General features: G+C 44.9%; 24 protein-coding genes. 9 read left to right on the top strand and 15 right to left on the bottom strand.

Annotated features, from left to right (window positions below; all coding sequences use genetic code 11):
* Positions 1-2: 2 nt before the first annotated feature.
* From ACRD7P_RS11960 to ACRD7P_RS11930, 7 genes are all read right to left on the bottom strand, one after another.
* Positions 3-2,378: a TonB-dependent receptor gene (locus ACRD7P_RS11960; protein WP_430907851.1), complete on the bottom strand. Its 2,376-nt coding sequence runs from the start codon at positions 2,376-2,378 to the stop codon at positions 3-5.
* Between the two features lie 189 nt (positions 2,379-2,567).
* Complete coding sequence (locus tag ACRD7P_RS11955) at positions 2,568-4,787, bottom strand: NADP-dependent isocitrate dehydrogenase (protein WP_430907850.1); 2,220 nt, start codon at positions 4,785-4,787, stop codon at positions 2,568-2,570.
* A gap of 629 nt (positions 4,788-5,416) precedes the next feature.
* Positions 5,417-5,767 carry a 50S ribosomal protein L19 gene (gene rplS / locus ACRD7P_RS11950; protein WP_430907849.1) on the bottom strand — a complete coding sequence of 117 codons (351 nt, stop codon included), beginning with the start codon at positions 5,765-5,767 and terminating at the stop codon, positions 5,417-5,419.
* Between the two features lie 134 nt (positions 5,768-5,901).
* Positions 5,902-6,582 (bottom strand): tRNA (guanosine(37)-N1)-methyltransferase TrmD, encoded by a 681-nt coding sequence (gene trmD / locus ACRD7P_RS11945; RefSeq protein WP_430907848.1) that lies wholly within the window; start codon positions 6,580-6,582, stop codon positions 5,902-5,904.
* Between the two features lie 45 nt (positions 6,583-6,627).
* Entirely contained in the window at positions 6,628-7,245 is a 618-nt protein-coding gene (locus ACRD7P_RS11940) for a tRNA (guanine-N1)-methyltransferase (protein WP_430907847.1), read from the bottom strand.
* Between the two features lie 203 nt (positions 7,246-7,448).
* Complete coding sequence (locus ACRD7P_RS11935; protein WP_430907846.1) at positions 7,449-8,897, bottom strand: glyceraldehyde-3-phosphate dehydrogenase; 1,449 nt, start codon at positions 8,895-8,897, stop codon at positions 7,449-7,451.
* Between the two features lie 125 nt (positions 8,898-9,022).
* Positions 9,023-10,417 (bottom strand): S1C family serine protease, encoded by a 1,395-nt coding sequence (locus ACRD7P_RS11930; protein WP_430907845.1) that lies wholly within the window; start codon positions 10,415-10,417, stop codon positions 9,023-9,025.
* Positions 10,418-10,551: 134 nt separating this feature from the next.
* On the opposite strand from ACRD7P_RS11930, the gene dapF reads away from it, so the two are divergent.
* The 4 genes from dapF to ACRD7P_RS11910 all read left to right on the top strand — a co-directional run bounded on the left by dapF (position 10,552) and on the right by ACRD7P_RS11910 (position 13,678).
* A complete protein-coding gene (gene dapF / locus ACRD7P_RS11925) occupies positions 10,552-11,337 on the top strand; it encodes a diaminopimelate epimerase (RefSeq protein WP_430907844.1) in 786 nt (261 codons plus the stop codon).
* Entirely contained in the window at positions 11,325-11,849 is a 525-nt protein-coding gene (locus tag ACRD7P_RS11920) for a GNAT family N-acetyltransferase (RefSeq protein ID WP_430907843.1), read from the top strand. Before dapF ends, ACRD7P_RS11920 begins: the two co-directional genes overlap by 13 nt.
* Positions 11,850-12,893, top strand: a complete 1,044-nt coding sequence (mltG, locus tag ACRD7P_RS11915; protein WP_430907842.1) for an endolytic transglycosylase MltG — start codon at positions 11,850-11,852, stop codon at positions 12,891-12,893.
* 155 nt (positions 12,894-13,048) lie between these two features.
* Entirely contained in the window at positions 13,049-13,678 is a 630-nt protein-coding gene (locus ACRD7P_RS11910) for a hypothetical protein (RefSeq protein ID WP_430907841.1), read from the top strand.
* A gap of 234 nt (positions 13,679-13,912) precedes the next feature.
* Here the strand turns inward: ACRD7P_RS11910 and ACRD7P_RS11905 are convergent, their stop codons facing one another.
* From ACRD7P_RS11905 to dnaA, 3 genes are read right to left on the bottom strand one after another with little or no spacing between them, the layout of a single operon-like run.
* The gene (locus tag ACRD7P_RS11905) at positions 13,913-14,614 is read right to left on the bottom strand and encodes an SAM-dependent methyltransferase (protein ID WP_430907840.1); all 702 of its coding nucleotides are present in this window, start codon (positions 14,612-14,614) and stop codon (positions 13,913-13,915) included.
* Positions 14,615-14,635: 21 nt separating this feature from the next.
* The gene (locus ACRD7P_RS11900; RefSeq protein ID WP_430907839.1) at positions 14,636-15,094 is read right to left on the bottom strand and encodes a low molecular weight protein-tyrosine-phosphatase; all 459 of its coding nucleotides are present in this window, start codon (positions 15,092-15,094) and stop codon (positions 14,636-14,638) included.
* 5 nt (positions 15,095-15,099) lie between these two features.
* Positions 15,100-16,524 (bottom strand): chromosomal replication initiator protein DnaA, encoded by a 1,425-nt coding sequence (gene dnaA / locus ACRD7P_RS11895; RefSeq protein ID WP_430907838.1) that lies wholly within the window; start codon positions 16,522-16,524, stop codon positions 15,100-15,102.
* Between the two features lie 203 nt (positions 16,525-16,727).
* On the opposite strand from dnaA, the gene ACRD7P_RS11890 reads away from it, so the two are divergent.
* Positions 16,728-17,132: an acyl-CoA thioesterase gene (locus tag ACRD7P_RS11890; protein WP_430907837.1), complete on the top strand. Its 405-nt coding sequence runs from the start codon at positions 16,728-16,730 to the stop codon at positions 17,130-17,132.
* Between the two features lie 25 nt (positions 17,133-17,157).
* Here ACRD7P_RS11890 and ACRD7P_RS11885 read toward each other — a convergent pair whose 3' ends face one another.
* Genes ACRD7P_RS11885 through ribD form a run of 4 tightly spaced genes read right to left on the bottom strand, consistent with a single transcriptional unit; the run spans position 17,158 to position 20,285 of the window.
* Complete coding sequence (locus ACRD7P_RS11885) at positions 17,158-17,766, bottom strand: IMPACT family protein (RefSeq protein ID WP_430907836.1); 609 nt, start codon at positions 17,764-17,766, stop codon at positions 17,158-17,160.
* Positions 17,766-18,626: an EamA family transporter gene (locus tag ACRD7P_RS11880; RefSeq protein ID WP_430907835.1), complete on the bottom strand. Its 861-nt coding sequence runs from the start codon at positions 18,624-18,626 to the stop codon at positions 17,766-17,768. The genes ACRD7P_RS11885 and ACRD7P_RS11880 overlap by 1 nt, the downstream gene beginning before the upstream one ends.
* A 1-nt stretch (position 18,627) precedes the next feature.
* On the bottom strand, positions 18,628-19,233 hold the full coding sequence (locus tag ACRD7P_RS11875; RefSeq protein WP_430907834.1) for an HAD family hydrolase: 606 nt from the start codon (positions 19,231-19,233) through the stop codon (positions 18,628-18,630).
* On the bottom strand, positions 19,230-20,285 hold the full coding sequence (gene ribD / locus ACRD7P_RS11870) for a bifunctional diaminohydroxyphosphoribosylaminopyrimidine deaminase/5-amino-6-(5-phosphoribosylamino)uracil reductase RibD (RefSeq protein WP_430907833.1): 1,056 nt from the start codon (positions 20,283-20,285) through the stop codon (positions 19,230-19,232). The genes ACRD7P_RS11875 and ribD overlap by 4 nt, the downstream gene beginning before the upstream one ends.
* Before the next feature lie 97 nt (positions 20,286-20,382).
* On the opposite strand from ribD, the gene prmC reads away from it, so the two are divergent.
* The 4 genes from prmC to ACRD7P_RS11850 all read left to right on the top strand — a co-directional run bounded on the left by prmC (position 20,383) and on the right by ACRD7P_RS11850 (position 24,524).
* Complete coding sequence (gene prmC, locus ACRD7P_RS11865) at positions 20,383-21,345, top strand: peptide chain release factor N(5)-glutamine methyltransferase (protein ID WP_430907832.1); 963 nt, start codon at positions 20,383-20,385, stop codon at positions 21,343-21,345.
* Positions 21,346-21,381: 36 nt separating this feature from the next.
* Positions 21,382-23,379 carry an NAD-dependent DNA ligase LigA gene (gene ligA / locus ACRD7P_RS11860; RefSeq protein ID WP_430907831.1) on the top strand — a complete coding sequence of 666 codons (1,998 nt, stop codon included), beginning with the start codon at positions 21,382-21,384 and terminating at the stop codon, positions 23,377-23,379.
* Positions 23,380-23,617: 238 nt separating this feature from the next.
* Positions 23,618-24,199 carry a M23 family metallopeptidase gene (locus ACRD7P_RS11855; RefSeq protein ID WP_430907830.1) on the top strand — a complete coding sequence of 194 codons (582 nt, stop codon included), beginning with the start codon at positions 23,618-23,620 and terminating at the stop codon, positions 24,197-24,199.
* A 19-nt stretch (positions 24,200-24,218) separates the two neighbouring features.
* Positions 24,219-24,524, top strand: a complete 306-nt coding sequence (locus ACRD7P_RS11850) for a hypothetical protein (RefSeq protein ID WP_430907829.1) — start codon at positions 24,219-24,221, stop codon at positions 24,522-24,524.
* Between the two features lie 247 nt (positions 24,525-24,771).
* On the opposite strand, the gene ACRD7P_RS11845 is transcribed toward ACRD7P_RS11850, so the two are convergent.
* Complete coding sequence (locus tag ACRD7P_RS11845) at positions 24,772-25,248, bottom strand: GNAT family N-acetyltransferase (RefSeq protein ID WP_430907828.1); 477 nt, start codon at positions 25,246-25,248, stop codon at positions 24,772-24,774.

Raw genomic sequence — 25,248 nt, 5'->3', positions numbered from 1 at the left:
CCTTAAAATTTAAAGTTATAGGTTACTGCGGGTACAACACCAAAAATAGAGGTCCGAACGGCTTCATTGTTTCCGGTATCCTGATTTCTTCTAAAATTTATGGAAGCGGCGTTTCTTCTGTTGTACAAATTATAGATACTGAATACCCATTCCGTTTTCCATTTTCGGCCCTCATTTTTTTTCGGCCGCAAAGTTGCCGCCACATCCACCCGATGATAGTCGGGTAAACGCTCTTGGTTTCGGAGTCCAAAATACGGTACCGTTAACCCCTGAAACTCGAACTGACCTACCGGATAGTTGGTGGGCTGCCCGGTCTGATAGACAAAGTTGGCGTTGAAATTCCATTTTTTGTTCAACTCATAGTTTCCATAAAAGGAAAAATCATGGGTCTTGTCATAGGGTGTACTGTACCACTCCCCAAAATTGATTCCAGGTTCCGATGCGACCCTTCCGGGCGTTCGTTGTTCCGAACGGGACAGCGTATAGGCAAACCACCCTTGGAAGGCTCCTTCATTTTTTCGGAGCAGGAACTCAAGGCCGTAAGCTCTTGCCTCTCCGTTTAAAATGACCTGTTCAATGGCATCGTTTGCTATGAGGTTCGCACCATCGATGTAATCGATCCTGTTCTGTATGTCCTTGTAAAACACTTCGGTTTCCAAACTGTAGTCGCCGTTCTTTACATTTTGAAAATAGCCAAGGGCATATTGGTCTAGGAGTTGGGGTTCAATGAACGGTCCGCTCGGTGTCCAAACGTCCAAAGGGGTAGGGGAACTGGTATTGGATAGCAAATGGAGGTATTGGGCCAATCGGGTATAGCTCGATTTTATGGAACTGTTCGCGCCAAAAGCATACGATAGCGAAACTCTAGGTTCCAAATTGGAAAAGGAGCTCAGGGTTTCCGATCTATCCGAAGAAACCGTTGCGGTGGGTTCCGCTTCTTGGTACACCCTTAACAAAGGGTCGAACCTTACGGGAACATCATTCTCGTAGGTGAAAAGTTCGTCTTGTCCAAAACGGATGAAATGGCTGAAACGCAGACCGTACTGCACACTGAAATTTTCGGTAACATCATGCTCCACATCAATATAAGCTGCCGTTTCATTCGCATATTTTTTGGTCAGCTGCGATTCAACGATTCCCGACTCCGAGTTACTGGGTTCGATTTTTCCGGGATTGAAAACGTAATAGACGTTGTTGAGTCCGTAGTTGATCTGTAATTTATCGTTTAGATAGTGTTTGAGGTCGTACTTCAGATTAAAGTTCCGAATGCCGGAGTTCCAATCGAAACCGACAAAATCGAGCTTTAGCCCATAATAATAATCGGAATAGATCAACGAAAGGTTGGAAAAAAGTTTATCCGAAAACAGGTGGTTCCATCGAAAATTGCCGACGGCGTTCCCATAGGTATTCACAAAACTATCGCTGATGCCAAACACGTCCCTTCCGAAATAACCGGAGAGGTAGATGCTGTTGCGCTCATTAATGTTGTAATTGAGTTTAGTGTTCAGGTCATAGAAGTAAGCGGTATTGTCCGAATCGAACAAGGGAAGAAAGAGATGCGCGTACGAACCACGGCCACCGACCAAAAAAGCCGCTTTATCCTTGATCAAAGGGCCCTCTACCAACAACCTGCTCGCCACGGCACCGATACCGCCGTTCATGTGGAACTCCTTGCTGTTTCCTTCTTTTTGAAAGATATCCAAAACGGAGGATACCCGGCCGCCATACCGTGAAGGAATTCCTCCCTTATAGAGTTTGATATCTTTTATCGCATCGGGATTGAAAACCGAAAAAAAGCCGAAAAGATGCGAGGAGTTGAAAATAATGGCTTCATCAAGCAGGATTAAATTTTGGTCCACTGCACCACCACGTACGTTAAAACCGGAAGCGCCTTCACCGGCGTTGGTTACCCCGGGCAACAGCAAAATGGACTTAATGACATCGGCTTCCCCTAAAATGACGGGTATTTTTTTAATGGTTTCCGTGGAAAGGGCGTTCACGCTCATTTGGGGCGTGCGTACATCCATTTTCTCGACATCTTCGGTAACCACGACCTCGCTGAGCTGTTCGGCTTCCTCGGTCATTTGAAAATTGATCTTCTGATTTTCGGAGAGCTGTACGTCTTGTACCACATCCTTAAACCCCAAATAACTGACCACTACCTTGTAGGCACCTTCGGGAAGCGTGATGGAGTAAAAGCCATACTCATTGGTCGTAACGCCGGTACGCAGATCGGGCACCGCAATGGTGACGCCTATGAGGGTTTCGTTACTCGATTCCTCCGTAACCGTTCCGCTGATCGTATATTTTTGGGTGTGTCCAGCATAGCACACTAAACTAAAGGCCAAGAAGAACAGCCATTTTTGCGGTAAGGTCATCCGATATTTTTTATAAAAATAAGTACGATAGCTAGCCAATTTCAAAGCTTAACATTTTTTTGGGAGAACGGACAAGACTATCTTTTGCATTCGGTGCATTCCAGTAAAACGGACGAAACGATTTTGATTGGCCCTGCATAAAAAAAGCCCATTACGGAGGTAATGGGCTTTATACTGCTGTTGTTTTAATTAGATACCGGCCAAAATCGTATTTAAGGTATCGCTCGGGCGCATGGCCTTGGCCATAAGGTCGGTATCCGGTTTGTAATAACCGCCGACTTCCTGTGGGCTCCCTTGGGCATTTTCCAGCTCGGAAATTATAGTGTCTTCTTGGTTTTTAAGCGCTTCGGCGACTTCTTTAAAGAGACTTTGGAGCGCGCCATCCTTCTCCTGGGCGGCCAAGGCCTCTGCCCAATAGAGGGCCAAATAGAAATGGCTGCCACGGGTATCGAGTTCTTTTACCTTTCTGGAAGGCGACTTATCGTTGATGAGAAACTTTTCGGTGGCGCTATCGAGAGCATCCCCGAGTATAGTCGCTTTGGCATTACCGTATTTCTCCCCAAAGAATTCCAAGGAAACCCCTAAGGCTAGAAATTCGCCCAGGGAATCCCATCGAAGGTGGCCTTCCTCCAAAAATTGCTCAACGTGTTTAGGAGCTGAACCTCCGGCGCCCGTTTCAAACAATCCGCCACCGTTCATCAGGGGTACAATGGATAACATTTTTGCACTGGTCCCCACTTCCAAAATTGGAAAGAGGTCGGTAAGGTAGTCCCGTAATACGTTTCCGGATACCGAAATGGTATCGTTGCCCTCCTTCATTCTTTTTAGCGTGAAGTTGGTCGCTTTTATGGGGTCTAAAATATGTAGTTCAAGCCCTTCGGTATCATGGTCGGGCAAGTATTGGTTTACTTTTTTGATAAGCTCTCGGTCGTGTGCACGATCTTCGTTCAACCAAAACACCGCAGGTACCTTTGTTGCTCTTGCTCTTGCGATGGCAAGTTTGATCCAATCCTGTACAGGGGCGTCCTTTACTTGGCACATACGCCATATATCGCCTTCGGACACCTCATGTTCCAACAACACGGATGCGTTGGAAGTATCGACCACTTTTACTTGACCTGCCGTTTTTATTTCAAAGGTTTTGTCGTGTGAACCATATTCTTCCGCCTTTTGGGCCATAAGCCCAACATTGGGAACGGTACCCATGGTAACGGGGTCAAATGCGCCGTTTGCTTTACAAAAATCGATGGTTGCGGTGTAGATTCCGGCATAACTGCTATCGGGAATAACGGCCTTGGTATCTTGTGATTTTCCCTCACTGTTCCACATTTGACCCGAATTACGGATCATTGCGGGCATGGACGCATCGATGATAACATCGCTGGGAACATGCAGATTGGTGATTCCCTTATCGGAGTTGACCATTGCCAATGCCGGCCCGTTGGCTATGGTGTTGGTAATATCGGTCTCGATTTCGGCTCTTTTGGCCCCATCCAGTCCGGTAAGCTTGTTCAATAAATTTTCCAATCCGTTATTGGGATTGACGCCCAGATCGGCAAACGTACTTTCGTGTTTGGTAAATACATCGGAGAAATAGGCTTTCAGCGCATATCCGAATATGATGGGGTCGGATACTTTCATCATGGTGGCCTTCATATGCAATGAAAACAACACCCCTTTTTCTTTGGCGTCCGCAACCTGTTCTTCCAAGAAAGCGACCAACGCTTTGTTGCTCATAACGGAAGCGTCTATAATTTCTCCTTGTAGTAGGGCCAGGTCGTCTTTCAAAACCGTTATGGACCCGTCATTTGCATGATGTTCGATTCGAACGGTAGTGGCCTCGGAGAGCGTGGTAGACTTTTCGTTGGCTTTAAAATCACCATGTTCCATTGTAGCCACGTGGGTCTGCGAATCGGCGGACCAGCTGCCCATGGAATGCGGATTCTGTTTCGCATAGTTCTTAACGGCGCGTGGCGCCCTTCTATCCGAGTTGCCCTCGCGTAATACCGGATTTACCGCACTTCCCTTTATTTTGTCATATCTGGCCTTTATCGCTTTGGTTTCGGCGTCTTCGGCTTTTGCCGGGTAGTCGGGCAAGGCATAGCCCTTGCTTTGCAATTCGGCGATGGCCTCCTGCAATTGAGGAACGGAAGCACTGATGTTCGGAAGTTTGATAATGTTCGCTTCCGGATTTTTGGCCATATCCCCTAATTCGGCCAGGTCGTCAGTGATCCTTTGCTCTTCTTTCAAAAAATCTGGAAAAGCGGCGATTATCCTTCCTGCCAAAGAGATGTCTTTGGTTTCTACGTCGATATCGGAAGTTTTGATAAACGCTTTTACAATAGGTAAGAACGATTGTGTAGCCAACGCGGGTGCCTCGTCGGTGCGGGTATAGTATATCTTAGGCATTGATTATTGGAGTTTTACTTTAAGCGGAGCAAATATACATTTAATGAAGGAAAAAACGAGCAGAAAACCCAAACTTTAGCCATACGGAATCCCTGATGAACAGGGCGCCGAAGAAAGGGTAGCGGTAACACGGCAAAAGCCATATCAATCTATGGAATAAATTAATATGGCTTTCTTGATATGATTTGTAAATCACCTGTTTTGCTCAAAAAACAAAACCACGACCATTGATCGCATCTACATCCTCATATGCTATTTTAAGTATTGAACTCGTTTAAACTTTTTCCATTTGCTAAAAAATTGCCCTTTTTCGTCCGTTCTTTGCCTTTTTTTCCTTCCGTAGCCCTGCTATGCAACTCAAAAAAGCCTTCAAACGACCAAAAAATGACTAATTTTCGCTTAAACGCAAAAAGTTTAAACGAGTTCATTTTACAATTCGCGTTTCACAAAAAGCACTAAAGTGTTGTTTACACTTACTGCGTTTACCTTAAATGTAGGAATTAAATGTAAGAAGGAGTGCTGTTTAACAGTATTGTAATCAACAGTTTATCAACTTTGGTTATTAACAATTGTTCATAAAAAAGGCCCCATTAAAAAATGGAGCCTTTATATTATTGCTAAGAAACGTCTTACGAACGCACTTCCTTAATTCTAGCTTTCTTACCGGTAAGACCTCTAAAGTAGAAGATACGTGCTCTTCTTACTTTACCTCTCTTATTGATCTCAATTTTTTGTAGCGCGGGCATGTTGATCGGAAAAATTCGCTCTACGCCTACAGTACCGGACATTTTTCGTATGGTAAAGGTTTCGGTGGCACCGGTTCCTCGGCGTTGGATAACAACACCTTTAAAGAACTGGGTACGTGTTTTCTCGCCCTCTTTGATTTCGTAGTATACGGTTATCGTATCTCCTGATGAGAAGTTTGGAAACTCGTTTTTGGTTACAAACTCACTCTCTACAAAATTGATTAATGATTCCATTGTTTTAATTTACTATTGGTTTAAAACCAACGTTCACGATTTTCGTCAGAGGTTGATTTTATCGGTTGCAAAAATAAACCTTATTTCAGAACCTACAATGCTTTCCCCTATTTTTTTGGATATTGTAGCGGAGCTTACGAATCGTTCAGTAGATCTGGCCTTAATTTTTTGGTACGCTCCAAGGCCTTTTCCTCCCGCCATGCCTCAATTTTGGGGAAATTACCGCTCAGCAGTATTTCGGGAACTTTCATGCCCTTATATTCCGCTGGCCGGGTATATACTGGCGGAGCCAAAAGATTATCTTGAAAACTGTCCGTCAGGGCAGAGGTTTCGTTGTTCAGCACACCCGGTATCAATCGGATTACGGCATCGCAAAGGATGGCCGCGCCCAATTCCCCTCCGGAGAGTACATAGTCCCCCACGGAAATTTCCTTGGTAATGTAGGCATCCCTAATGCGTTGATCCACACCTTTATAGTGACCGCATAAAATGATGATGTTACCGCTTAGGGAAAGTCGGTTTGCCATTTTTTGATTCAAGGTATCACCGTCAGGGGTCATATAGATAATCTCGTCATAGTCCCGTTGCGCCACCAAGCCACTAATACAGCGGTCCACCGGTTCTACCATCAGTACCATTCCGGCACCACCGCCGAACTGATAGTCGTCCACCTGGTTATAACTGTGGTCCGTGTGGTCCCTAAGGTTATGAAAATGAACGCTCACCAAGCCCTTGTCTATGGCCCGTTTTAAAATGGAGGCTTCGAAAGGGCTTTTCAATAATTCGGGAAGTACCGTTATAATATCTATTCTCATAAGAACCCTTATGGTCAAAAAAAAGCTCCGTTAAGGAGCTTGTAGTTATTTTTGTTTCTTGTATTTGTTGATTTCGTCTTGCAATTGCCTACTGATTTTTTGTTCCCGCTCCAAGGCTCTCCGGCGATGGTCTTCGTACTCCACTTCCAATTCGGAAAGATTGGTACGCGCTTCCTGGGTAAGGATATTGCTTTTACGGAATTTGTAGATAAAGAAGAGTAGGGTAAGCAGTAACGCACCGATAACCGTCCACAATATAAAATTGTATGTTGCCTTAGATACCTGTATGCCTAAAAAGGACATGCTATCCTTTTCTTCGGTGACCGAAGTCAGGTTTCCCGTAGTTTCCTCTAATTTATTGTTAAGGTCGGCAATCGTTTTTTCGCTCTCATTGATGGTGGCCTTTAGTTCCACCGTTTTTTTATTGATCGCGTTGATGGTGTCGAGGACGTTTTTCCTGATTTTATACAGGTTGGCCTCCTTTACCACTTCATATCGAACCCCATCGGCCCTGTAGTTTCCCGATTTTTTGGCTATAAAATCGAATTGGCTGCTTATCGGACCTTTGTCTAACGACAATTCCGGTTCGTCCGAGTCTTGCGCAAATAGGGAAAAAGTAGTTAAAAATGCAGTTAAAAGTAGGAGTGTTCTAAAACCCTTCATGTCTGGTACGGTTGCTAAGAATTAATTATTTGTGACTTCGGGGGGCTAAAGTAATCCAATATTATCAATTAAGAAAAAAATTTGGCGATTTGCACGCATTTCCATTAAGGTGCCCGTCTATAAGTCTCGCTTGTTCTGTTATACCATATGTACGCTGTCATTGGCTTTATAGACTTTAAAAATGCAAAAAAAATTACCGCACCTTAATAATAGGTGAACCTTCTCACTTTTGAGATGTATTTGGCCAGCCGAATCACTTGATGGGAATACCCATATTCATTGTCATACCAAATATACAAAACGATGTTCTTTCCATTATCGGCCACGATCGTCGCCTTGCTATCATAAATAGAGGGTGCGGAAGTGCCCACAATATCGGAGGAAACCACCTCTTTGCTCAAGGAGTATTGTATCTGTTCCACCAGGTCGCCTTCCAAAGCATATTTTTTGATGATGGTGTTGATGCCGTCAACGGAGGTCTTGTTTTTAATTTCTAAGTTTAAAACGGCCAACGAACCATTGGGGACGGGCACGCGTATGGCATTGGACGTCAGTTTTCCCTTGAGTCCGGGCAAGGCCTGGACCACTGCTTTACCGGCGCCTGTTTCGGTAATGACCATATTTAGGGCCGCTGCGCGACCCCTACGGTATTTGCCATGCATATTGTCCATCAAATTTTGATCGTTGGTGTACGCATGAATGGTTTCAATATGTCCTTTGGCAATTCCAAGGGAATCGTCGATAACCTTCAAAATTGGGGTAATGGCATTTGTGGTACAGGATGCGGCAGAAAAAATAACGTTTTTGTCAGGAGCGTACTCGGCTTGGTTGACGCCGTGCACGATATTGGGTATTCCTTTTCCCGGAGCGGTGAGCAATACTTTAGAAGCTCCTTTTGATTTCAGGTGCAGCGATAATGCCTGCTTGTCCCGGTATACCCCAGTATTATCGATAATTAGTGCATCTGCTATTCCGTATGCGGTATAATCCAACACATCCGGTGTTTTGGCACTTATCAAGTATACGGTGGTACCATTAATGATAAGCGCTTTCTTTTGAACGTCGATGTTTACCGTACCCATAAACTTTCCATGGATGGAATCGGCGCGCAACAAATTGGCCCGTTTCTCTAATACCTCCTCGGAAACTTCGCCTCGGATTACGATGGCACGAAGCCTTAACTGGGTACCTCTTCCAGTTTTGGCCATAAGTTCACGAGCGACCAATCGACCGATACGTCCAAATCCGTAAAGAACAACATCTTTAGATTTAATTTCCTCGGTAGTACTTGCGCCCTTTAATTTGTCGATTACAAATTCCTTTACTTCCCCGTTGCCATTATCATCGGAATGGTACTCATAGGTGAGCTTGCCGATATCCAATTTGGAGGGAGGGTAGGGCAGGTCGTTAATGGCCCTTAAAATTTCGACCGAATCAAAAATAGAAATCGGCTTTTGAACAAATTTCCCCGCGTACTCGTGCAGATTTATAATATCGCTCACATTCTTGTCGATGACCTGGTTTTTGAACAAAACCACTTCTATTGCCTTATCGTACCAAAGGTCGCTAGTGAGTTTTATAAATTCCGTAGTGGCTTTTCGGCGATCTGCCTGGAATGCCAACTCTTTTTCATAGGAATCGATATGTGTCATATGGTGATATCTTGGAATGATTGTTATCGGTGTTGCAAAACTAGTTTTTTCAAACGTTTTCGTAAACCCTTTTTACAAATAAAAAACGCCCCTTTAAAAAGAGGCGTTTATCATGTTTTTTTGGATTACTGAAAGATGACCCGTTCACGTTCCCCCTTTTCGTTCAAGGTGGTAAGACTGGTGCGACCGTATCGGGAAATTTCACCAAAAAGTGCTTTGGCATCTTCCTTATCCTCGATAGGCTCGTCGTCCACGGCCAATAAAATTTTACCGACCAGACCGTAGCCCGATAACCGTTCGGGAACACGTACGATTTTGACTCCTTCCTTTATCTTGAATTTCTTTTGATCTTTTTTGGAGACATCCTTCACGGTGAGCCCAAGAACCGGTAATTGTATGGTCAACACTTCTTTCAAGGTCACCATTTTGGTCATCTGTTCTCCATCACGTTTTAAAATGACCTTAACCTTATCCCCAGGTCGTTTCGTGGTCAGGTAACCGGAAAGGTCGGGGAATTTGCGCACTTTAATATTATCGACCATGGTAATAACGTCGCCTTCCAATAGTTCGGCCTCCTCGGCAGCGGAATCTTCCTCGATTCCCCCGATATAAACCCCATCGATATCACTGATTCCATTTTCAATGGCATAACGGCTATCGCTGGGAATGGCGGAAATACCCAACATTCCTTTGCGAACACTTCCGAATTCGGTAATATCATCGACTACTTTACGGGCAATGTTACTCGGTACCGCAAACGAATAACCGACATAAGATCCCGTTCTGGAGCTGATAGCGGTATTGATGCCTACAAGGTCTCCGTTCGTATTCACCAAAGCACCCCCGCTATTCCCGGGATTTACCGCGGCATCGGTTTGGATGAACGACTGGTTTCTACCCAAGTTACGGGCCTTTGCACTAACGATTCCGGCGGTAACCGTGGAAGTCAGATTGAAGGGATTTCCGACCGCGAGCACCCATTCGCCAATTTTGGTATTATCCGAATCGCCAAATGCCAAGTAGGGCAGTGGTTGTTCCGGCTCTATTTTTAACAGTGCGATATCCGTATTTTCGTCGGACCCTACGACTACCGCCTCATAGCTCTTATTGTTGTTCAGGGTAACCTGTAATTTGCTCGCATTGGCGATGACGTGGTGGTTGGTAACGATGTGTCCATCGGGGGTGATGATGACACCCGAACCTGTTCCGATTTCCGTACGTTCACTACCGCCCTGGCCATAGAAAAAATCAAAAATATTGGAGGGATTTCCGGAACTGATGGCCATATTCTTTACGTGGACAACGGCGTTCACCGTTTTTTCGGCCGCTATGGTAAAATCCACCTCATTGATCCCGGCTCCCTTTGCCGAAGTGGGGGTATAGCTGGTATCGAAGGTTGTTGCTTCGCCCGAACTGTTGACGAATGCGTAATTGGTCGTTTCAAAAAAAAGTTTGTAGGCGCCTAGGGTTATCGCCCCGGCAAAAACGGAAAGTAGCAATAAGCTTCCTATCTTTTTCATAATTGATAATACGGTTTAATGATTTTGCAGCGTAAATTTAACAGTTTTCGCTTTTCATTATTTTGTGTTTAACGACTTTTTAACGGCTAAATTTTCGTTAAATAAAGTTCTATATTTGTGCTATAATCGGTGAAATGCAATTGAAATTCTACAAATATCAAGGAACTGGTAACGACTTTGTTATGGTCGATAATAGAACGCTTTTTTTTCCAAAGGAAAATACGGAATTGGTGTCTTTTTTATGTGACAGACGATTTGGTATCGGCGCCGATGGGCTCATCTTGTTGGAACCCGAGGTTGATGGCGATTTTAGAATGGTCTATTACAACGCCGACGGAAACCAAAGCAGTATGTGCGGAAATGGGGGACGCTGCCTAGTAGCTTTTGCACGGGACCTGGGCGTTATTCAGAAAACGGCACTTTTTATCGCGGTTGATGGATGGCACACCGCCCATATCGATACCGATAATCGGGTACATTTAAAAATGCAGGATGTACCCGAGATCAAGGAAAAAGAGAAATCCTATTTTTTGGATACCGGTTCGCCCCATCACGTACAATTGGTAAACGACCTAAAAGCCTTGGACGTAAAAGCGGAAGGCGCCAAATTGCGCTACGGACTGTATGGCGAAAGCGGCAGTAACATCAATTTTGTTGCGCCAAAGGGAACCGATGCCTATGCCGTTCGGACCTATGAGCGCGGTGTAGAGGATGAGACGCTTTCTTGCGGCACCGGTGTTACCGCAGTAGCCTTGGCCATGCACAAAAAAGGACTGTCCAAATCCAAAAAAATTGTGTTGCATGCCGAGGGAGGCGATTTGGAAGTTGCTTTCGATACGGATGAAGAGGGGTACCGTGACATTTACCTTATAGGCCCCGCCAAAATGGTTTTTAAAGGAGAAATCGTATGGACCCCTTAAAAGGTGAACAATTGTACCTACGGGCATTAGAGCCTGAAGACCTCGACTTTTTGTATGAGACAGAGAACAATACGGCACTATGGGAAATCAGTAGCACGATCACTCCCTATTCCAAGCACGTGTTGCGGTACTATCTGGAAAATGCACATAGGGACATCTATGATGTAAAACAGCTTCGGTTGGTTATTTGTTCGGCAGCGGACCAGGTAATGGGGCTGATCGATCTTTTTGATTTTGACCCGATCCATAAACGGGCCGGTATCGGTATTGTGGTCCTAAAAAACGAACACCGAAATTCCGGAGTGGGTACCGAGGCAATATCCGTACTTTTGGAGTATGCCTTCCATACCCTGGACCTACATCAGGTTTACGCCAATGTAGGGGCCGATAATGATACCAGCATGCACCTGTTTCAAAAGTTGGGATTTGTCCAGATCGGAGTAAAATGCGATTGGTTGTACACGGGCGATGGGTATAAGGACGAAATATTGTTTCAGAAAATAAAGGAGTAAATGTACATCAAGAAAATTTTATTGATCATTGTGTTTGCCGGTTTGGTCGGTGGCGGTTTGTTCGCCCATAAGGTATACAACGCCGTTTTTCTTCCCAATACCCGCTTTGAAACTGGCGAAAAAGTAGTTTATATTCCTTCGGAAGCAAATTTTGCAACCGTACTCGATTCGCTTTCCCCGTTACTGCAGGATTTAGGGTCCTTTAAGCAGTTGGCCAAAAGAAAAGGGTATGCCTCCCGGGTAAAAGGTGGTAAATATGCCATCAAAAAGGGAATGAACAACAATGACATCATCAATACCCTACGCAGTGGAAATATCCCGGTAAAGGTATCTTTTAACAATCAAGAGCGTTTGCCGAATTTAGCGGGGCGCATTGCAGCACAAATAGAAGCGGATAGCATGGCATTGGTAAAGGCGATGACGGATGAAACGTTTTTACGGGACAACGGTTTTACAGCGGATACCGGTCTCGCCGCCTATATCCCGAACAGCTATGAGTTTTTTTGGAATACTTCCGCGGTGGAATTTCGGGAACGCATGATAAAGGAATACCATCGTTTTTGGACGGCGGAGCGTATTGCCAAGGCAAAGGCACAGGGGTTGACCCCGAACGAAGCTGTGGCCTTGGCAGCGATTGTGCATAAGGAAACAGCAAAGGTTGACGAACGCCCACGGGTTGCCGGGCTCTACCTGAACAGATTAAAGCAAAATAACGTGCTTCAGGCCGACCCAACGGTAATCTATGCACTTAAAAAACACCGAAACGATTTTGACCTTGTGATAAAAAGGGTACTCTATAAAGATTTGGAAATCGATTCCCCATACAACACCTATAAGTATGTGGGATTACCGCCCGGACCCATTACTATGCCCGATATATCGGCAGTCGAAGCAGTTTTGAACCCTGAGGAACACGATTATTTTTATATGGTGGCCAATGTGGAAAATTTCGGATATCACAAGTTCGCAAAGTCCTTAGCGCAGCATAACCGAAATAAGGAACAGTATATCCGATGGATCAATTCGCAGCATATCAAAAGGTAGCAGCTCGTCCAATAATTTACGCCAATAAACTAAATTTGGCAATTTTTAACGAAATCTTGGAAACCCAGGCTTTCTTCTCAACGTATCTTTGTTGACTGAAAAAATGAAACCGCTTATCCTCTAGAACGGGATATCGGTTTAAAAGAAACAAGAAAATGAGAAGATGTGTAATTTCGTTTTGTACGCTATTGACGCTCTTGATTTTAATGAGCTTTAACTTGGTAAAGGAAAGTGTTCAGGTACCTGAGCACTTGATCGTAGAGTGTCCCGACTATGCCATATATCCTAAAAAACAGGCGGTTTTCGCGGGTGTTATGGTCGCGCCGCCCTTTTTGGGAAGTTCCTATATCGGATTTAAAGAAGCGCTCGCCTTTAAAGAATCTCAAGGCAATTATTTTACTACCAATACCTTGGGATATTTGGGCAAATATCAATTTGGTATCGGCACGTTGCAGTTGGTAGGCGTTTATAATGCCACCCAGTTTTTGAACGATCCCGTATTACAGGAAAAGGCGTTTTATACCAACTTAGCTCGAAATAAATGGATTTTAAGAAGGGATATCGAAAGGTTCGTTGGTAAACAGATCAAAGGAGTAAAGGTTACGGAGTCCGGAATGCTGGCCGCCGCCCATTTGGCAGGTCCCGGAAATGTAAAGAAGTACCTAAGGTCTTGGGGAAGGTATGATGTTATGGATGATTACGGAACCAGTATGGCGAAGTATATGCGTAAGTTTTCAGGATATGATGTTTCTTACGTAGCGCCAAAACGAAATCCTAAAGTGTAATGCTTTAGTAAGAATTAGTTCCCTCTTCAGGGGAACCAAATATGGAAGTGGAAGAACCCTCGGCAATTGTCGGGGGTTTTTATTTTAACACCAGAAATGGTATAGAAGATACAAGGGAAGGTATCGTACAAAGCACAACGGCTTTGGGTCCTCGCGCGTTACGCATATTCATATGGACAACCTTAGCTATTCGAATGGTCAAAAACAACAGAAAAACACGAGTGCTAGCTATTTTTACCCTTGAACGATAAAGATGGCGGGTCTTTTATGAAGGTCGAGAACGGTTCCCTTCCATTGCGCCATGGTTTTGGTAATAATGTACTCGGTGGCCAGTGTAATGTCGCATGCAATGCACAACTGGGTATGTGGCAACAGTGTTTTTTGGAGTTCTTCGAACAGTTTGTCGTTTCGATAGGGCGTTTCAATGAACAATTGGCTCTGACCTAAGTCCTTTGATTTCTTTTCAAATTTTTTGATGGCGCTTTTACGCGCTTTGCTATCGATGGGCAAGTAACCGTTGAACGCAAAATTTTGTCCGTTCAGTCCACTAGCCATTAGCGCCAAAAGTAGGGAAGAGGGCCCCACCAAAGGAACCACCTTGATATTTTTTTCATGGGCGACAGCTACAACGCTGGCCCCGGGATCGGCAATTGCCGGCAGCCCGGCTTCGGAAAGGACACCAACGGAATGTCCGTTCAAACAAGGTTCCAAAAAACCGGGCAACGCACTTTCCTCGGTGTATTTGTTGAGCAGGGATAGTTGTAGGCTTGGTTGCGATTTTCTTGGACTGATTTTTTTTATGAACCTTCTTGCCGTTTTTTCGTTTTCTACAATAAAATGGTCGATATCCTCAATAGCGCGTTTGATGGAAATCGGTAAAACCTCTAATGGCGGCGTATCCCCCAATGTAGTGGGAATAAGGTAAAGCGTGCCCATTTTTGAGGAGTTTTGCGCCATTTAATTGGATTGTAGTTGTTCCGCAATACGCTCGCAAGCTTCATTTACCATGCTGTATACCTTTTCGAAGCCGTCTTCACCGCCGTAATAAGGGTCGGGAACGTCGCTTTCCGATGTAGCTGCGGTCTCCAAAAGTAGCCGAACTTTGGCCGCTTGGACATTGGTTTCGGCCAAGGCCAATATATCGCGGTAGTTGCTACGGTCCATGGCGTAAATGTAGTCGAAACGCTCCAGGTCTTTTGCAATAAGCTTTCTCGAGCGCTGTTGGCTGATGTCGAGCCCGTACTTGGCCGCGACCGCAATACTACGTTCGTCCGGGGGATTCCCAACATGGTAGCCCGCCGTACCGGCCGATGCTACCTGTATTTTTTCTGGATCAACTTTTTGCTGTAACAACCCTTCGGCCAAAGGAGACCGGCAGATATTTCCAAGACATACCATTAGCACCTTGGTAATCATAGGGGTCAAGAGAATTTTTTGGTAAGATCGTCAATGTATTTGCGAAACTGTTTATCGGTTTCGGCAAGGTTATCGACTGTTTTACAGGCGTGTAGGACCGTTGCATGGTCGCGCTTTCCAATTTGGGAGCCGATACTGGCAAGTGAGGCCTTTGTGAATTTTTTAGCAAAGAACATGGCCAACTGACGGGCCTGTACGATATGTCTTTTTCGGGTCTTCGATTGTAGCGTGGCCACATCCATTTCAAAGTAGTCCGATACCACCTTTTGGATATAATCGATGGAGACTTCTCTTTTGGTGTTCTTTACAAATTTCTCGACCACCTGCTGCGCCAATTCCAAGGTCACTTCCTTTTTGTTGAAGGAGGATTGTGCAATCAACGAAATAATGGCACCTTCCAATTCTCGAATATTGGTCTTTATATGTTTGGCGACATATTCCACGATATCCTCGGGCATTTCTACTCCGTCCCGATACAATTTGTTCTTTAGAATCGAAATTCTAGTTTCGTAATCGGGATTCTGAAGCTCTGCGGAAAGCCCCCATTTGAAACGGGAAAGCAACCGTTGTTCGATATCCTGCATGTCTACCGGAGCTTTGTCCGAAGTTAAAATGACCTGTTTTCCGTTTTGATGCAAATGGTTGAAAATGTGGAAAAACACATCTTGTGTCCCCGACTTACCGGATAAAAATTGAACGTCATCAATAATCAATACATCGATAAGTTGGTAAAAATGGATAAAATCGTTCCGTGTATTTTTCTTTACCGACTCAATATATTGCTGGGTAAATTTTTCTGCAGAAATATAGAGTACGGTCCTTTCCGGATACTTGTCCTTTATTTCGACCCCAATGGCGTGTGCCAAATGGGTTTTGCCAAGTCCGACGCCACCAAAAATCAATAATGGGTTGAACGAGGTGCCGCCCGGTTTATTGGCAACGGCCATACCTGCCGAACGTGCCAAACGGTTGGAGTCGCCCTCCAAAAAATTATCGAAATTATAATTGGGATTGAGTTGTGATTCTATTTTTATGTTTCGAATACCAGGGATGACAAAAGGGTTTTTTAGCTCTGGATTTTTAGATTTGATGGGAACGTCCATTTCTTGAGGTGTCATATGTCCCCGATTTGCACTGGGTATTTTTTCGGTAAACGGTTCTCGATTACCGTAAGTATTTTCCATTTTGATGATATAGACCAATTTTGCGGTTTCCCCTAGTTCCTTGGTCAACGATACCTTTAATAGTTTTACGTAATGTTCTTCCAACCACTCATAAAAAAATTTACTGGGTACTTGGATGCTCAAGGCGTTGTCAGAAAGTTTAATGGGTTTAATAGGTTCGAACCACGTTTTGAATGCCTGCGGTTGGATGTTATCTTTGATAAAAGCCAAACAATTGTTCCATACGGAATTTGCAGTAACACTCATTATAAGTTCTATTATTTGTTGGTTAGTTTTTTAGCAAGCAGGTCAAAAAAAGGTTGGAGCAAACCCTTGTTCTTAAGTGGGACAAATATGTGAACAAAAATTCTAAAAAAAAAATCAAACGCTATTGATTTTCCGCTTTTTTTTCGTCATGTTCACCGGCCGTTTCGAACTCCTTTAAATATAAACTTTTTAGCTTGAAATGTATGGACTTTAACGAAATTTCTTTTCGAGTGCGGTATTCCGAAACCGATCAAATGGGAGTGGTGTACCACGGTAATTACGCGCAGTACTTGGAGATGGGAAGGGTAGCATGGTTGCGCGAACTGGGTATTTCTTACAGGGACATGGAGGAAAGTGGGGTGATGCTCCCTGTAATATCCCTACAGTTACAATTTAAAAAATCCGCCCTTTATGACGACCTGTTGTCCGTAAGGACACAGTTGCTAAAAACGCCGGTGGTTAAAATAGAATTTGATTACGAAATTTATAATGAGAAGGGTGCACTTTTGGCGACGGCCAACACACAACTTGCCTTTATGGATATGAAAACGAAACGCCCCATAAAATGTCCGGGGTACATTCTAGAGAAAATAGAAGCGGCGGGTTGATGATACCACTGTAATCTGTTACTGGTTACTTCACTTTGATTACGGCGGATCGCACTCCCTTAAATTTGGATACTATTTTTTCGGTATCCGACCGGTCTACCGATACGGTCAGCGTACAATTAAGCCCCATATCTTGCGAAACGATCTTTAGTCGGTCTTGTTTGATATAGCGCATTACCTTTTGTAATTCGCCGTAGGGTACGGTAATTATTATTTTGTCGGTAACGAACTCCGTTTTTATGTTGCTCGCCTCCAAAGTGATCTTTGCCGACGCCCGGTAAGCTTGTATCAATCCGCCGGCACCCAGTTTTGTTCCCCCAAAAATCCGAACGACCACGAGTAACACATTGGTAAGGCCAAAGGAATTCAATTGGCCATAAATGGGCATGCCGGCCGTATTGTTCGGTTCTCCATCGTCAGAGGCCCGATAGGCGCTTCCATCCGGGTTCAACTTCCAGGCAAAACAAAAGTGATTGGCGTGGGGATGTTCTTTTTGTAAGCGTTGTATGATGGGTTTTACCGCATCTTCTGTTTTTATGGGAAACGCGTAACCGTAAAACTTGCTCTTTTTTTCCTTAAAAAGTGTTTCCGGTGAAGGGCCTTCCAGTGTTTTAAAGCTTGTGGTCCCCTCCATTAGAAAAATGCAACTAAAATGATACTGATCACCGCCAAAACGATACCGCCCCAATTTTTAGGGCTTACGGACTCTTTAAAAAGTACGATTCCCAAACAGGTGGATACCATTACTATGGCCACGTTATTGATGGTAAATACCGAAGCACTGTTCAACGTATCGTTTTGAAGGGCCTTTAATAAAAAATAAATGGAAAAGTAATTCGGAACGCCCAAAACGACACCGCCCACCATATTTTTAATATTGATGCTCAAACTTGTCCGTATGCCCCGCAACAAAATTAGGAGCAGGCCGATCGCGCCAGCGGAACCAAAGACCAAAGCTGAAAAAAGCGCGTATTCCTTTTCCGCGATATATACTTCCTGTAAATATTTTAAACTGGTATCGATAAGCCCAGAGCCTATGAATACCAAGATCGGAAGTAGTAGGGCATTGCCATTAATGGAAGTGCTCGCTTTGACAGACGCAAAATAAACCGCTCCCAATGCCAAAACAATTCCCAATATCTTTAACGGCCCCAGTGTTTCCTGATAGGCGAAAACACCGAACACTACTGGGATGACCAACGACATTTTTGTTGCTACGGAAGCTACCGAGACCCCTACTTTTTGAGCAGTGGCCGCCATTAAGTTGAATACCAATATGAACAACGCCCCCAGCATAAAAGTACCCCAAAACCAAGGCTTTTTCGGTACTGACGATAGCGGCACGCTTCCCTCGTAAAAATAGAAGCCGATGGCGCAGGCCACTACATAATTGGTGATTATGGCGTACAAGGTTTCTACCCCATAACGCTGAAACAACTTGAAAACGACAAAAATGACGCTGGAAAAAAGAATGCTAAGAACAAGATAGGTCATACTACAGTCTGCTTCTTAAATCGATAACGTCTTCTTTCCCAACTTTTATGTTCCAGCACGTAATACCCATATTTTTAGCGGCTTCGGTATTCTCTTCCGTGTCATCGACAAAAAAAGTTTCCTCGGGGCGCAGTTCATTTTTATCCAATACAAATTGATAAATTTCCCTATCCGGTTTTCTTAAATGGATTTCGTGTGAGAGATAAAAACCTTCAAAACAATTTTGAAAGCGCCGATAGCGGTCTTCGCCCATGTGTTGCCGAACCGCTTCGATATGTAGGGCGTTGGTATTGCTCAATAAAAACATACGATACCGTTTTTCCTGGGCCAGTGCTTCCAGGAATAGCAAGCGGTACTCCGGAAAATCCAATAGCATGGCGTTCCATATGCCAACGATTTCCGATTTCTCGATTGCTGGGAACAGGTCAAAGATTTCGGATATAAAACGATCGGAAGAAATAGCACCAACTTCGTATTTCTTATTCACCGCTATCAATTGTGGCAACAATTGGGTTTCGCCGCCGTGTCTCCGTATTTCCTTAAAAACGATATCCTTGTCCAGATTAATGAATACGTCTCCAAAATCAAAAATTAGGTTCTTGATCATCTATAATATATGTTCAGTATGTCGTCATTCAACTTTTCGGTAACGGTCGGTGCTATAGGGAGCGTAGGTGCTTTCAGCCCTTCCTGAAACGACTGATTTCCGGTAAACACCCTAGCCTCGTCCCAAAGGTCGCTGTTGATAAAGCTTCGCAGCGTCCGCGCACCGCCCTCGATAAATAGGCTGGTGATCGAGGCCTTATAGCACTGGTTACAGATCTGTTCCGGCAATGGCTTCGAAAAATCGATCATGGCATAGGTATTTTCTTTGGTATACCGCTTCTTGTCTGCCGTTTCCGTAAGTACGATAGCCGGAACCGCGCCGTTCAGCACATTAAAATCGCTTGGTATTTTCAAAAGCCTGTCCGTAACCAACGGTATCGGGCCTTTTCCCGACCATAACCGAACGTTCAGTTTAGGGTTGTCCGCCAGAACGGTATTGGTACCTACCAGTATCCCTTGCTCTTGGCTGCGCCAAAAGTGGACTCGCTGTCGGGATGCCTTATTGGTTATCCAGTACGGTTGCGCAGTACTATCCCTTTCATGGCTTTCAGGTGCCATAAAACCATCCGATGTTTGTGCCCATTTTAAAATGATGTACGGTCGGTGTTCCTCATGAAATTTTAAAAACCGTTTGTGGTGTAGCCTACAGGCTTTTTCCATTATTCCCGTATGTACCTCGCACCCGCCATCCTTTAGTTTTTGTATTCCCTCGCCCGCCACTTTAATGTGGGGATCCTTAAGTCCGATGACCACTCGGGGGATATTATGCCGCAGTACCAGGTCGGCACAAGGCGGAGTTTTTCCATGGTGGGAGCAGGGTTCCAAGGTCACGTAAAGTGTACTATGCGGCAACAAGGCTTTATTTTTTACCGAACCAATGGCGTTTACCTCGGCATGCGCACCGCCAAAAGGACTGGTGAAGCCTTCCCCGATAATTTTACCATTGTGTACGACGATTGCCCCTACGGAAGGGTTTGGTGCCGTGGTGCCGATCCCGTTTTTGGCAATTTCAATACACCGTAACATATATTTTTCATCCGTAGTGTACGTCATTTTTTATGCGATAGGATTTTTAGGATTGCCTGCATTCTCAGTATCTTCACGGACACAAAAATAGAACAATAAACCGAGACGTTTCGATGGACTTTTAATGCCTGTTGAAGTGCTGGGTTCAAGTGGATCCGATATGTTGTTGAGCGAAGTAAAAAACATTTTTCACAAGGAGTTGGATGCGCATTATCCGGTGGAGGAAGTGGATAGTTTTTTTTTCCTGTTGATCGATCATTACTTTGATTTTCCACGTTTTGTACTGGCGTTAGACCCAAAACGACAGCTGACCAAAGCACAGGAAAAACCCTTGTTCCATGCCCTATCCGAATTGCGTAACCACCGGCCGGTGCAATACATAATGGGGAATACGGAGTTTATGGGATTGGATTTTTTAGTGGACGAAAACGTGCTGATTCCCCGTCCGGAAACCGAGGAGCTGGTCAACTGGATTTTGGAAACATACAAGGGGCATGTGGGCGATACCAAAGATTCGACGGCATCGGCACAAGGGGACGCGGCCATGGAAACGCAATCGAAAAGGGAAGAAACCCTCATGTTGGATATCGGTACTGGGAGTGGTTGTATAGCGGTTTCACTGGCAAAATACCTACAGGGAAGTACCGTATATGCGCTCGATGTCTCCGAGCCGGCCTTGGCATTGGCCGAACGCAATGCCCAAAGGAACAAGGTGGATGTTAAAACGGTACAGGCAGATATCCGTACACTAAACGATCTTGGACTTCGGTTCGATGTTATCGTGTCCAACCCTCCTTATGTACGGGAAAGTGAAAAAAAACAAATGCAGGCTAACGTGCTTGATTTTGAACCCGATTTGGCATTGTTCGTGCCAGATGAGGACCCTTTGATTTTTTATAAAAAAATTATCGGTTTCGCGGCACTTAATCTTGCCCAAAACGGCACCTTGTTTTTGGAAATTAACCAATATCTCCCGAAAGAGACCGAACAGCTTTTACAGGAGCATAATTTTATGGATATTGAATTGCGAAACGACCTTTACGGGAATCCTAGGATGCTAAAAGGTACCGTAACCAATATGCCGTAAAAAATATCAAGACAAACTAAACCCATTCGAAAGGATATGGACATTGAAGCACAGCTGACCGAATTACGAAACGAGTTACGGATACACAACCATAATTATTATGTGTTGGACCGTCCGACCATTTCCGATTATGAGTTCGATATGAAGTTAAAGGCCCTTCAAGACTTGGAAGCGGCCAACCCTCAATTTTATGATGCTACCTCGCCCACTTTGCGGGTCGGCGGTGGGGTCACCAAAAACTTCGATACGGTGGTTCATGACCATCGGATGTATTCGCTCGACAATTCCTATTCAAAAGAAGATTTGGAAGATTGGGAGAAACGCATTCAAAGGGGACTTGGCGACGTGGATGTGACGTTTACCTGCGAGCTGAAGTATGATGGCGCTTCCATAAGCCTTACCTATGAAAACGGGGAGTTGATAAGGGCGGTGACCCGGGGCGACGGTACCCAGGGAGACGATGTTACGACCAATGTAAAAACCATCAATTCCGTTCCGTTGCGGTTAAAAGGGGACTATCCTGAAAAATTTGATATTAGGGGCGAAATCGTATTGCCGTTCGAGGGTTTTGCCAAAATGAACGAGGAACGTATCGCCAATGGGGAAGAGCCCTATATGAATCCAAGGAATACCGCTTCGGGAAGTTTAAAACTTCAAGATAGCGCCATAACTGCGCAGCGCCCACTGGATTGTTTGCTTTATGGTATCGTTGGCCGGAACACAGGAATCACCTCACAATGGCAAATGCTGGAAAAAGCAAGGGAATGGGGGTTCAAAGTACCATCGGTAGCCAAACATTGTAAAACGGTGGGGGAGATTATGGATTTTGTCGCGTATTGGGACGTACATCGCCACGAGTTGCCTTATGAAACGGATGGTGTCGTTATCAAAGTAAACGACCTTCAACAACAGGAAGAACTTGGGTTTACTTCCAAATCGCCCCGATGGGCCATGGCCTATAAGTTTAAGGCGGAACAGGCGACCACTGTTTTGAGGGAGATTTCATATCAAGTAGGCCGTACCGGGGCCATTACCCCGGTCGCGAACCTGGAACCTGTGCTTCTCGCGGGAACCACGGTAAAACGGGCCTCATTGCACAATGCCGACCAAATTGCAAAATTCGATATTCGCGAAGGGGATACCGTTTTTGTTGAAAAAGGAGGGGAGATCATCCCCAAGATCGTTCAGGTAGATTTTACCAGAAGGCCCGAGGGTTCGAAACCGACGGCATACATTACACACTGTCCCGAATGTGATAGTGAATTGGAGCGTACCGAAGGGGATGCAAAGCACTATTGCGTGAACTATTATGGTTGTCCACCGCAGATTACGGGACGCATGCAGCACTATATTTCCAGAAAAGCGATGGATATCGAAGGAATGGGGAGCGAGACCGTAACCCTATTGTTCAAGGAAGGCTTGGTCACCAATTATGCGGATTTTTACGAACTGACCAAAGAACAGCTTATGCCGTTGGAACGTATGGCGGAAAAATCCGCAGCCAATCTCGTCGCAGGGGTAGCGGCATCGGTACAAATTCCTTTTGAGCGGGTCCTTTTCGCCTTGGGTATCCGCTTTGTTGGGGAAACCGTAGCAAAAAAACTGGCTAGGGCCTACAAAAATATAGATGCATTATCCGAAGCGACAGAGGAAGCGCTTGTAGCGGTCGACGAAATAGGGGAACGTATCGCAAAATCCGTTCTCGAATTTTTTGGAAATGCTACCAACAGGGCCATCATCGACCGACTTAAACGCCATGGGGTACAGTTCTCCATATCGGAGGAACAGTTGCAGCATCAAACCGATAAATTGAAAGGACGAACCATTGTCGTTTCGGGGGTTTTTGAAACCATCGGACGAAACGAACTAAAAAAACTGATCGAAGACAATGGGGGTAAAGTAGGTTCCAGTATCTCCTCGAATACCGCATATTTGGTTGCCGGCGACAAAATGGGACCCAGTAAACGAACCAAGGCGGAAAAATTGGGGGTTCCCATTATCTCGGAACAGGAGTTTTTGCAAATGGTTAACTGAGTTTAGCTTTTTAGGGTGTTCGGGCTAAAACGGAGCATGGGACGATATGCTAAGGAACTCCGGTCGATTTTGTTTCTTGTTTTGAAACAACGCCATTGTCAAAAAAGCTTGATTTCCACAAGTGGGTTTCATACCCCGATGCTTGCTTCGAAATGGTAAAGGACAGTTCCTTTTAATGCCTCGTGGGCTTGCCCCGAGATAATTTACTAGGGATACCCTTGGTTTAACGAATGACGAAATGATTACCAACACTACCCGACGTTTTTGGCTGGCAGTATTGACCACCTTGGCTTTTTTGTTTCGAAACCGATCGCTGCGCAAATGGTTATGGGTGCCTTTTTTGGTGCTAGGAGCCGGTTTTTTGATACCACAACGTATGGTAGTACCCGTTCGGGGCGCGAGCTTGACCAGTTGGAACAAAAAATCGTTTTGGGCCTATCCGTGGGGCAGTTCCATTACCCATAAAGGAATCGATATTTTTGCCGAAAAGGGTACCGATGTACTGTCGGCTACCCAAGGAATTGTGGTGTACGTTCACGAAGGGGGAAAAGGGGGGAAGTCCGTTATGGTATTGGGGCCAAAGTGGCGTTTTCATTATTATGCGCACTTGAACGATATCAAAACAACGGTCTTTAAACCACTGAGTGCCGGGGCGGTCATCGGTTCTGTCGGGGATACGGGAAATGCCGTTGGCAAACCACCACATTTGCATTATGCGATAACAACCCCATTTCCCTATCCACATTTATATGATGATGAAGCGGTGCAGGGATGGAAAAAAATGTTTTATTTGAATCCGGATGTTTGGTTGCGTCCGTGAAAAATAAATGCTAAGGCCAATGGAACCACCTCAAAATATTCAAGACTTTCAAGATTCGCTACGGCTCAGGGAAGTGCCGCTTCATTGGCCCGAAGGTTTAAAAGCGCTTTGGTTCGATGCCAAGGACGACTGGGAAGCCTCCCATAACATTGCCCAGGACATGCACACTGGTTTGGGAAGTTGGATCCACGCCTACCTGCACCGTAAAGAAGGTGATGCGTTCAATGCGGGCTATTGGTATCGTAAGGCGGGAAAACCGTACCCCACGGTAGACTTGAAAACCGAGCATTTGCAGTTGGTAGCCTTCGTGTTGACATCGGACTAAATAATCGCCCTTCTGACGACGCGGTTTGCAATCAAAATCAGCGGAATCAAAATTGGGGGCGATAGCGCGAACCAAACCCAAAAAAGGCGCAATCCTATCCATAGCAGCACTAGTGCAAGCAAAAAGCCGACGAGGTAGCGGATGCCTTTTATTACATCCTTTTGGATTAAACCATCGACCAAATAGCATAGAGCAGGTATTATAGGAACTATAGCAATGTACCACCTGGAAGTGCTTACGTAAAAAGTCAGGAATTCTTGTTGGTTTGGCCGTGAACAGTTTTTCTAAAACAAAGGCTGTTTTGGACGCCCTCATAGGGAGGGTAGTTGGGAACGATGACATAGCCGTTTTTTTGATAAAGGGCGATGGCTTCCGGTTGTCGTTTTCCGGTTTCCAGTAGGCAATGGTGAAAACCCAATGCTTTTGTCCATACTTCCAGTGCGGTCAACACTTTTGTGGCGATACCTTTTCCACGAAAATCGGGCAATACGTACATCCTTTTTACTTCAAGGGTGGTAGGGTCAAACGTTTTAAGGGCGCCACAGCCTACCGCCTTGTGGTTGTAATAGGCTACCAAACAATGTTCCAATCGGTCGATACCGTTAAATTGATGGTAAAACGAATGGTCCGCTCCATCTCGGGTCGCCAAATCGGTATCCAATTGTGCCACCAGTTTAATGAAGTCCTCATTTTTGGCATTGGTCTTTAAGAACTGTATGGTCAT

It is taken from the genome of Maribacter sp. 2-571 (assembly GCF_050589625.1).
Lineage (GTDB): Bacteria > Bacteroidota > Bacteroidia > Flavobacteriales > Flavobacteriaceae > Pelagihabitans.
The sequence above is the reverse complement of the archived record's forward strand: the minus strand, read 5'-3'. Positions and strand labels throughout refer to the sequence as shown.

Bases quoted from the DNA above. Each gene is read 5' to 3' on its own strand.
- ACRD7P_RS11960 (WP_430907851.1), bottom strand. From the start codon at position 2,378: ATGACCTTACCGCAAAAATGGCTGTTCTTCTTGGCCTTTAGTTTAGTG.
- ACRD7P_RS11955 (WP_430907850.1), bottom strand. From the start codon at position 4,787: ATGCCTAAGATATACTATACCCGCACCGACGAGGCACCCGCGTTGGCT.
- rplS (WP_430907849.1), bottom strand. From the start codon at position 5,767: ATGGAATCATTAATCAATTTTGTAGAGAGTGAGTTTGTAACCAAAAAC.
- trmD (WP_430907848.1), bottom strand. From the start codon at position 6,582: ATGAGAATAGATATTATAACGGTACTTCCCGAATTATTGAAAAGCCCT.
- ACRD7P_RS11940 (WP_430907847.1), bottom strand. From the start codon at position 7,245: ATGAAGGGTTTTAGAACACTCCTACTTTTAACTGCATTTTTAACTACT.
- ACRD7P_RS11935 (WP_430907846.1), bottom strand. From the start codon at position 8,897: ATGACACATATCGATTCCTATGAAAAAGAGTTGGCATTCCAGGCAGAT.
- ACRD7P_RS11930 (WP_430907845.1), bottom strand. From the start codon at position 10,417: ATGAAAAAGATAGGAAGCTTATTGCTACTTTCCGTTTTTGCCGGGGCG.
- dapF (WP_430907844.1), top strand. From the start codon at position 10,552: ATGCAATTGAAATTCTACAAATATCAAGGAACTGGTAACGACTTTGTT.
- ACRD7P_RS11920 (WP_430907843.1), top strand. From the start codon at position 11,325: ATGGACCCCTTAAAAGGTGAACAATTGTACCTACGGGCATTAGAGCCT.
- mltG (WP_430907842.1), top strand. From the start codon at position 11,850: ATGTACATCAAGAAAATTTTATTGATCATTGTGTTTGCCGGTTTGGTC.
- ACRD7P_RS11910 (WP_430907841.1), top strand. From the start codon at position 13,049: ATGAGAAGATGTGTAATTTCGTTTTGTACGCTATTGACGCTCTTGATT.
- ACRD7P_RS11905 (WP_430907840.1), bottom strand. From the start codon at position 14,614: ATGGGCACGCTTTACCTTATTCCCACTACATTGGGGGATACGCCGCCA.
- ACRD7P_RS11900 (WP_430907839.1), bottom strand. From the start codon at position 15,094: ATGATTACCAAGGTGCTAATGGTATGTCTTGGAAATATCTGCCGGTCT.
- dnaA (WP_430907838.1), bottom strand. From the start codon at position 16,524: ATGAGTGTTACTGCAAATTCCGTATGGAACAATTGTTTGGCTTTTATC.
- ACRD7P_RS11890 (WP_430907837.1), top strand. From the start codon at position 16,728: ATGGACTTTAACGAAATTTCTTTTCGAGTGCGGTATTCCGAAACCGAT.
- ACRD7P_RS11885 (WP_430907836.1), bottom strand. From the start codon at position 17,766: ATGGAGGGGACCACAAGCTTTAAAACACTGGAAGGCCCTTCACCGGAA.
- ACRD7P_RS11880 (WP_430907835.1), bottom strand. From the start codon at position 18,626: ATGACCTATCTTGTTCTTAGCATTCTTTTTTCCAGCGTCATTTTTGTC.
- ACRD7P_RS11875 (WP_430907834.1), bottom strand. From the start codon at position 19,233: ATGATCAAGAACCTAATTTTTGATTTTGGAGACGTATTCATTAATCTG.
- ribD (WP_430907833.1), bottom strand. From the start codon at position 20,285: ATGACGTACACTACGGATGAAAAATATATGTTACGGTGTATTGAAATT.
- prmC (WP_430907832.1), top strand. From the start codon at position 20,383: ATGCCTGTTGAAGTGCTGGGTTCAAGTGGATCCGATATGTTGTTGAGC.
- ligA (WP_430907831.1), top strand. From the start codon at position 21,382: ATGGACATTGAAGCACAGCTGACCGAATTACGAAACGAGTTACGGATA.
- ACRD7P_RS11855 (WP_430907830.1), top strand. From the start codon at position 23,618: ATGATTACCAACACTACCCGACGTTTTTGGCTGGCAGTATTGACCACC.
- ACRD7P_RS11850 (WP_430907829.1), top strand. From the start codon at position 24,219: ATGGAACCACCTCAAAATATTCAAGACTTTCAAGATTCGCTACGGCTC.
- ACRD7P_RS11845 (WP_430907828.1), bottom strand. From the start codon at position 25,248: ATGACCATACAGTTCTTAAAGACCAATGCCAAAAATGAGGACTTCATT.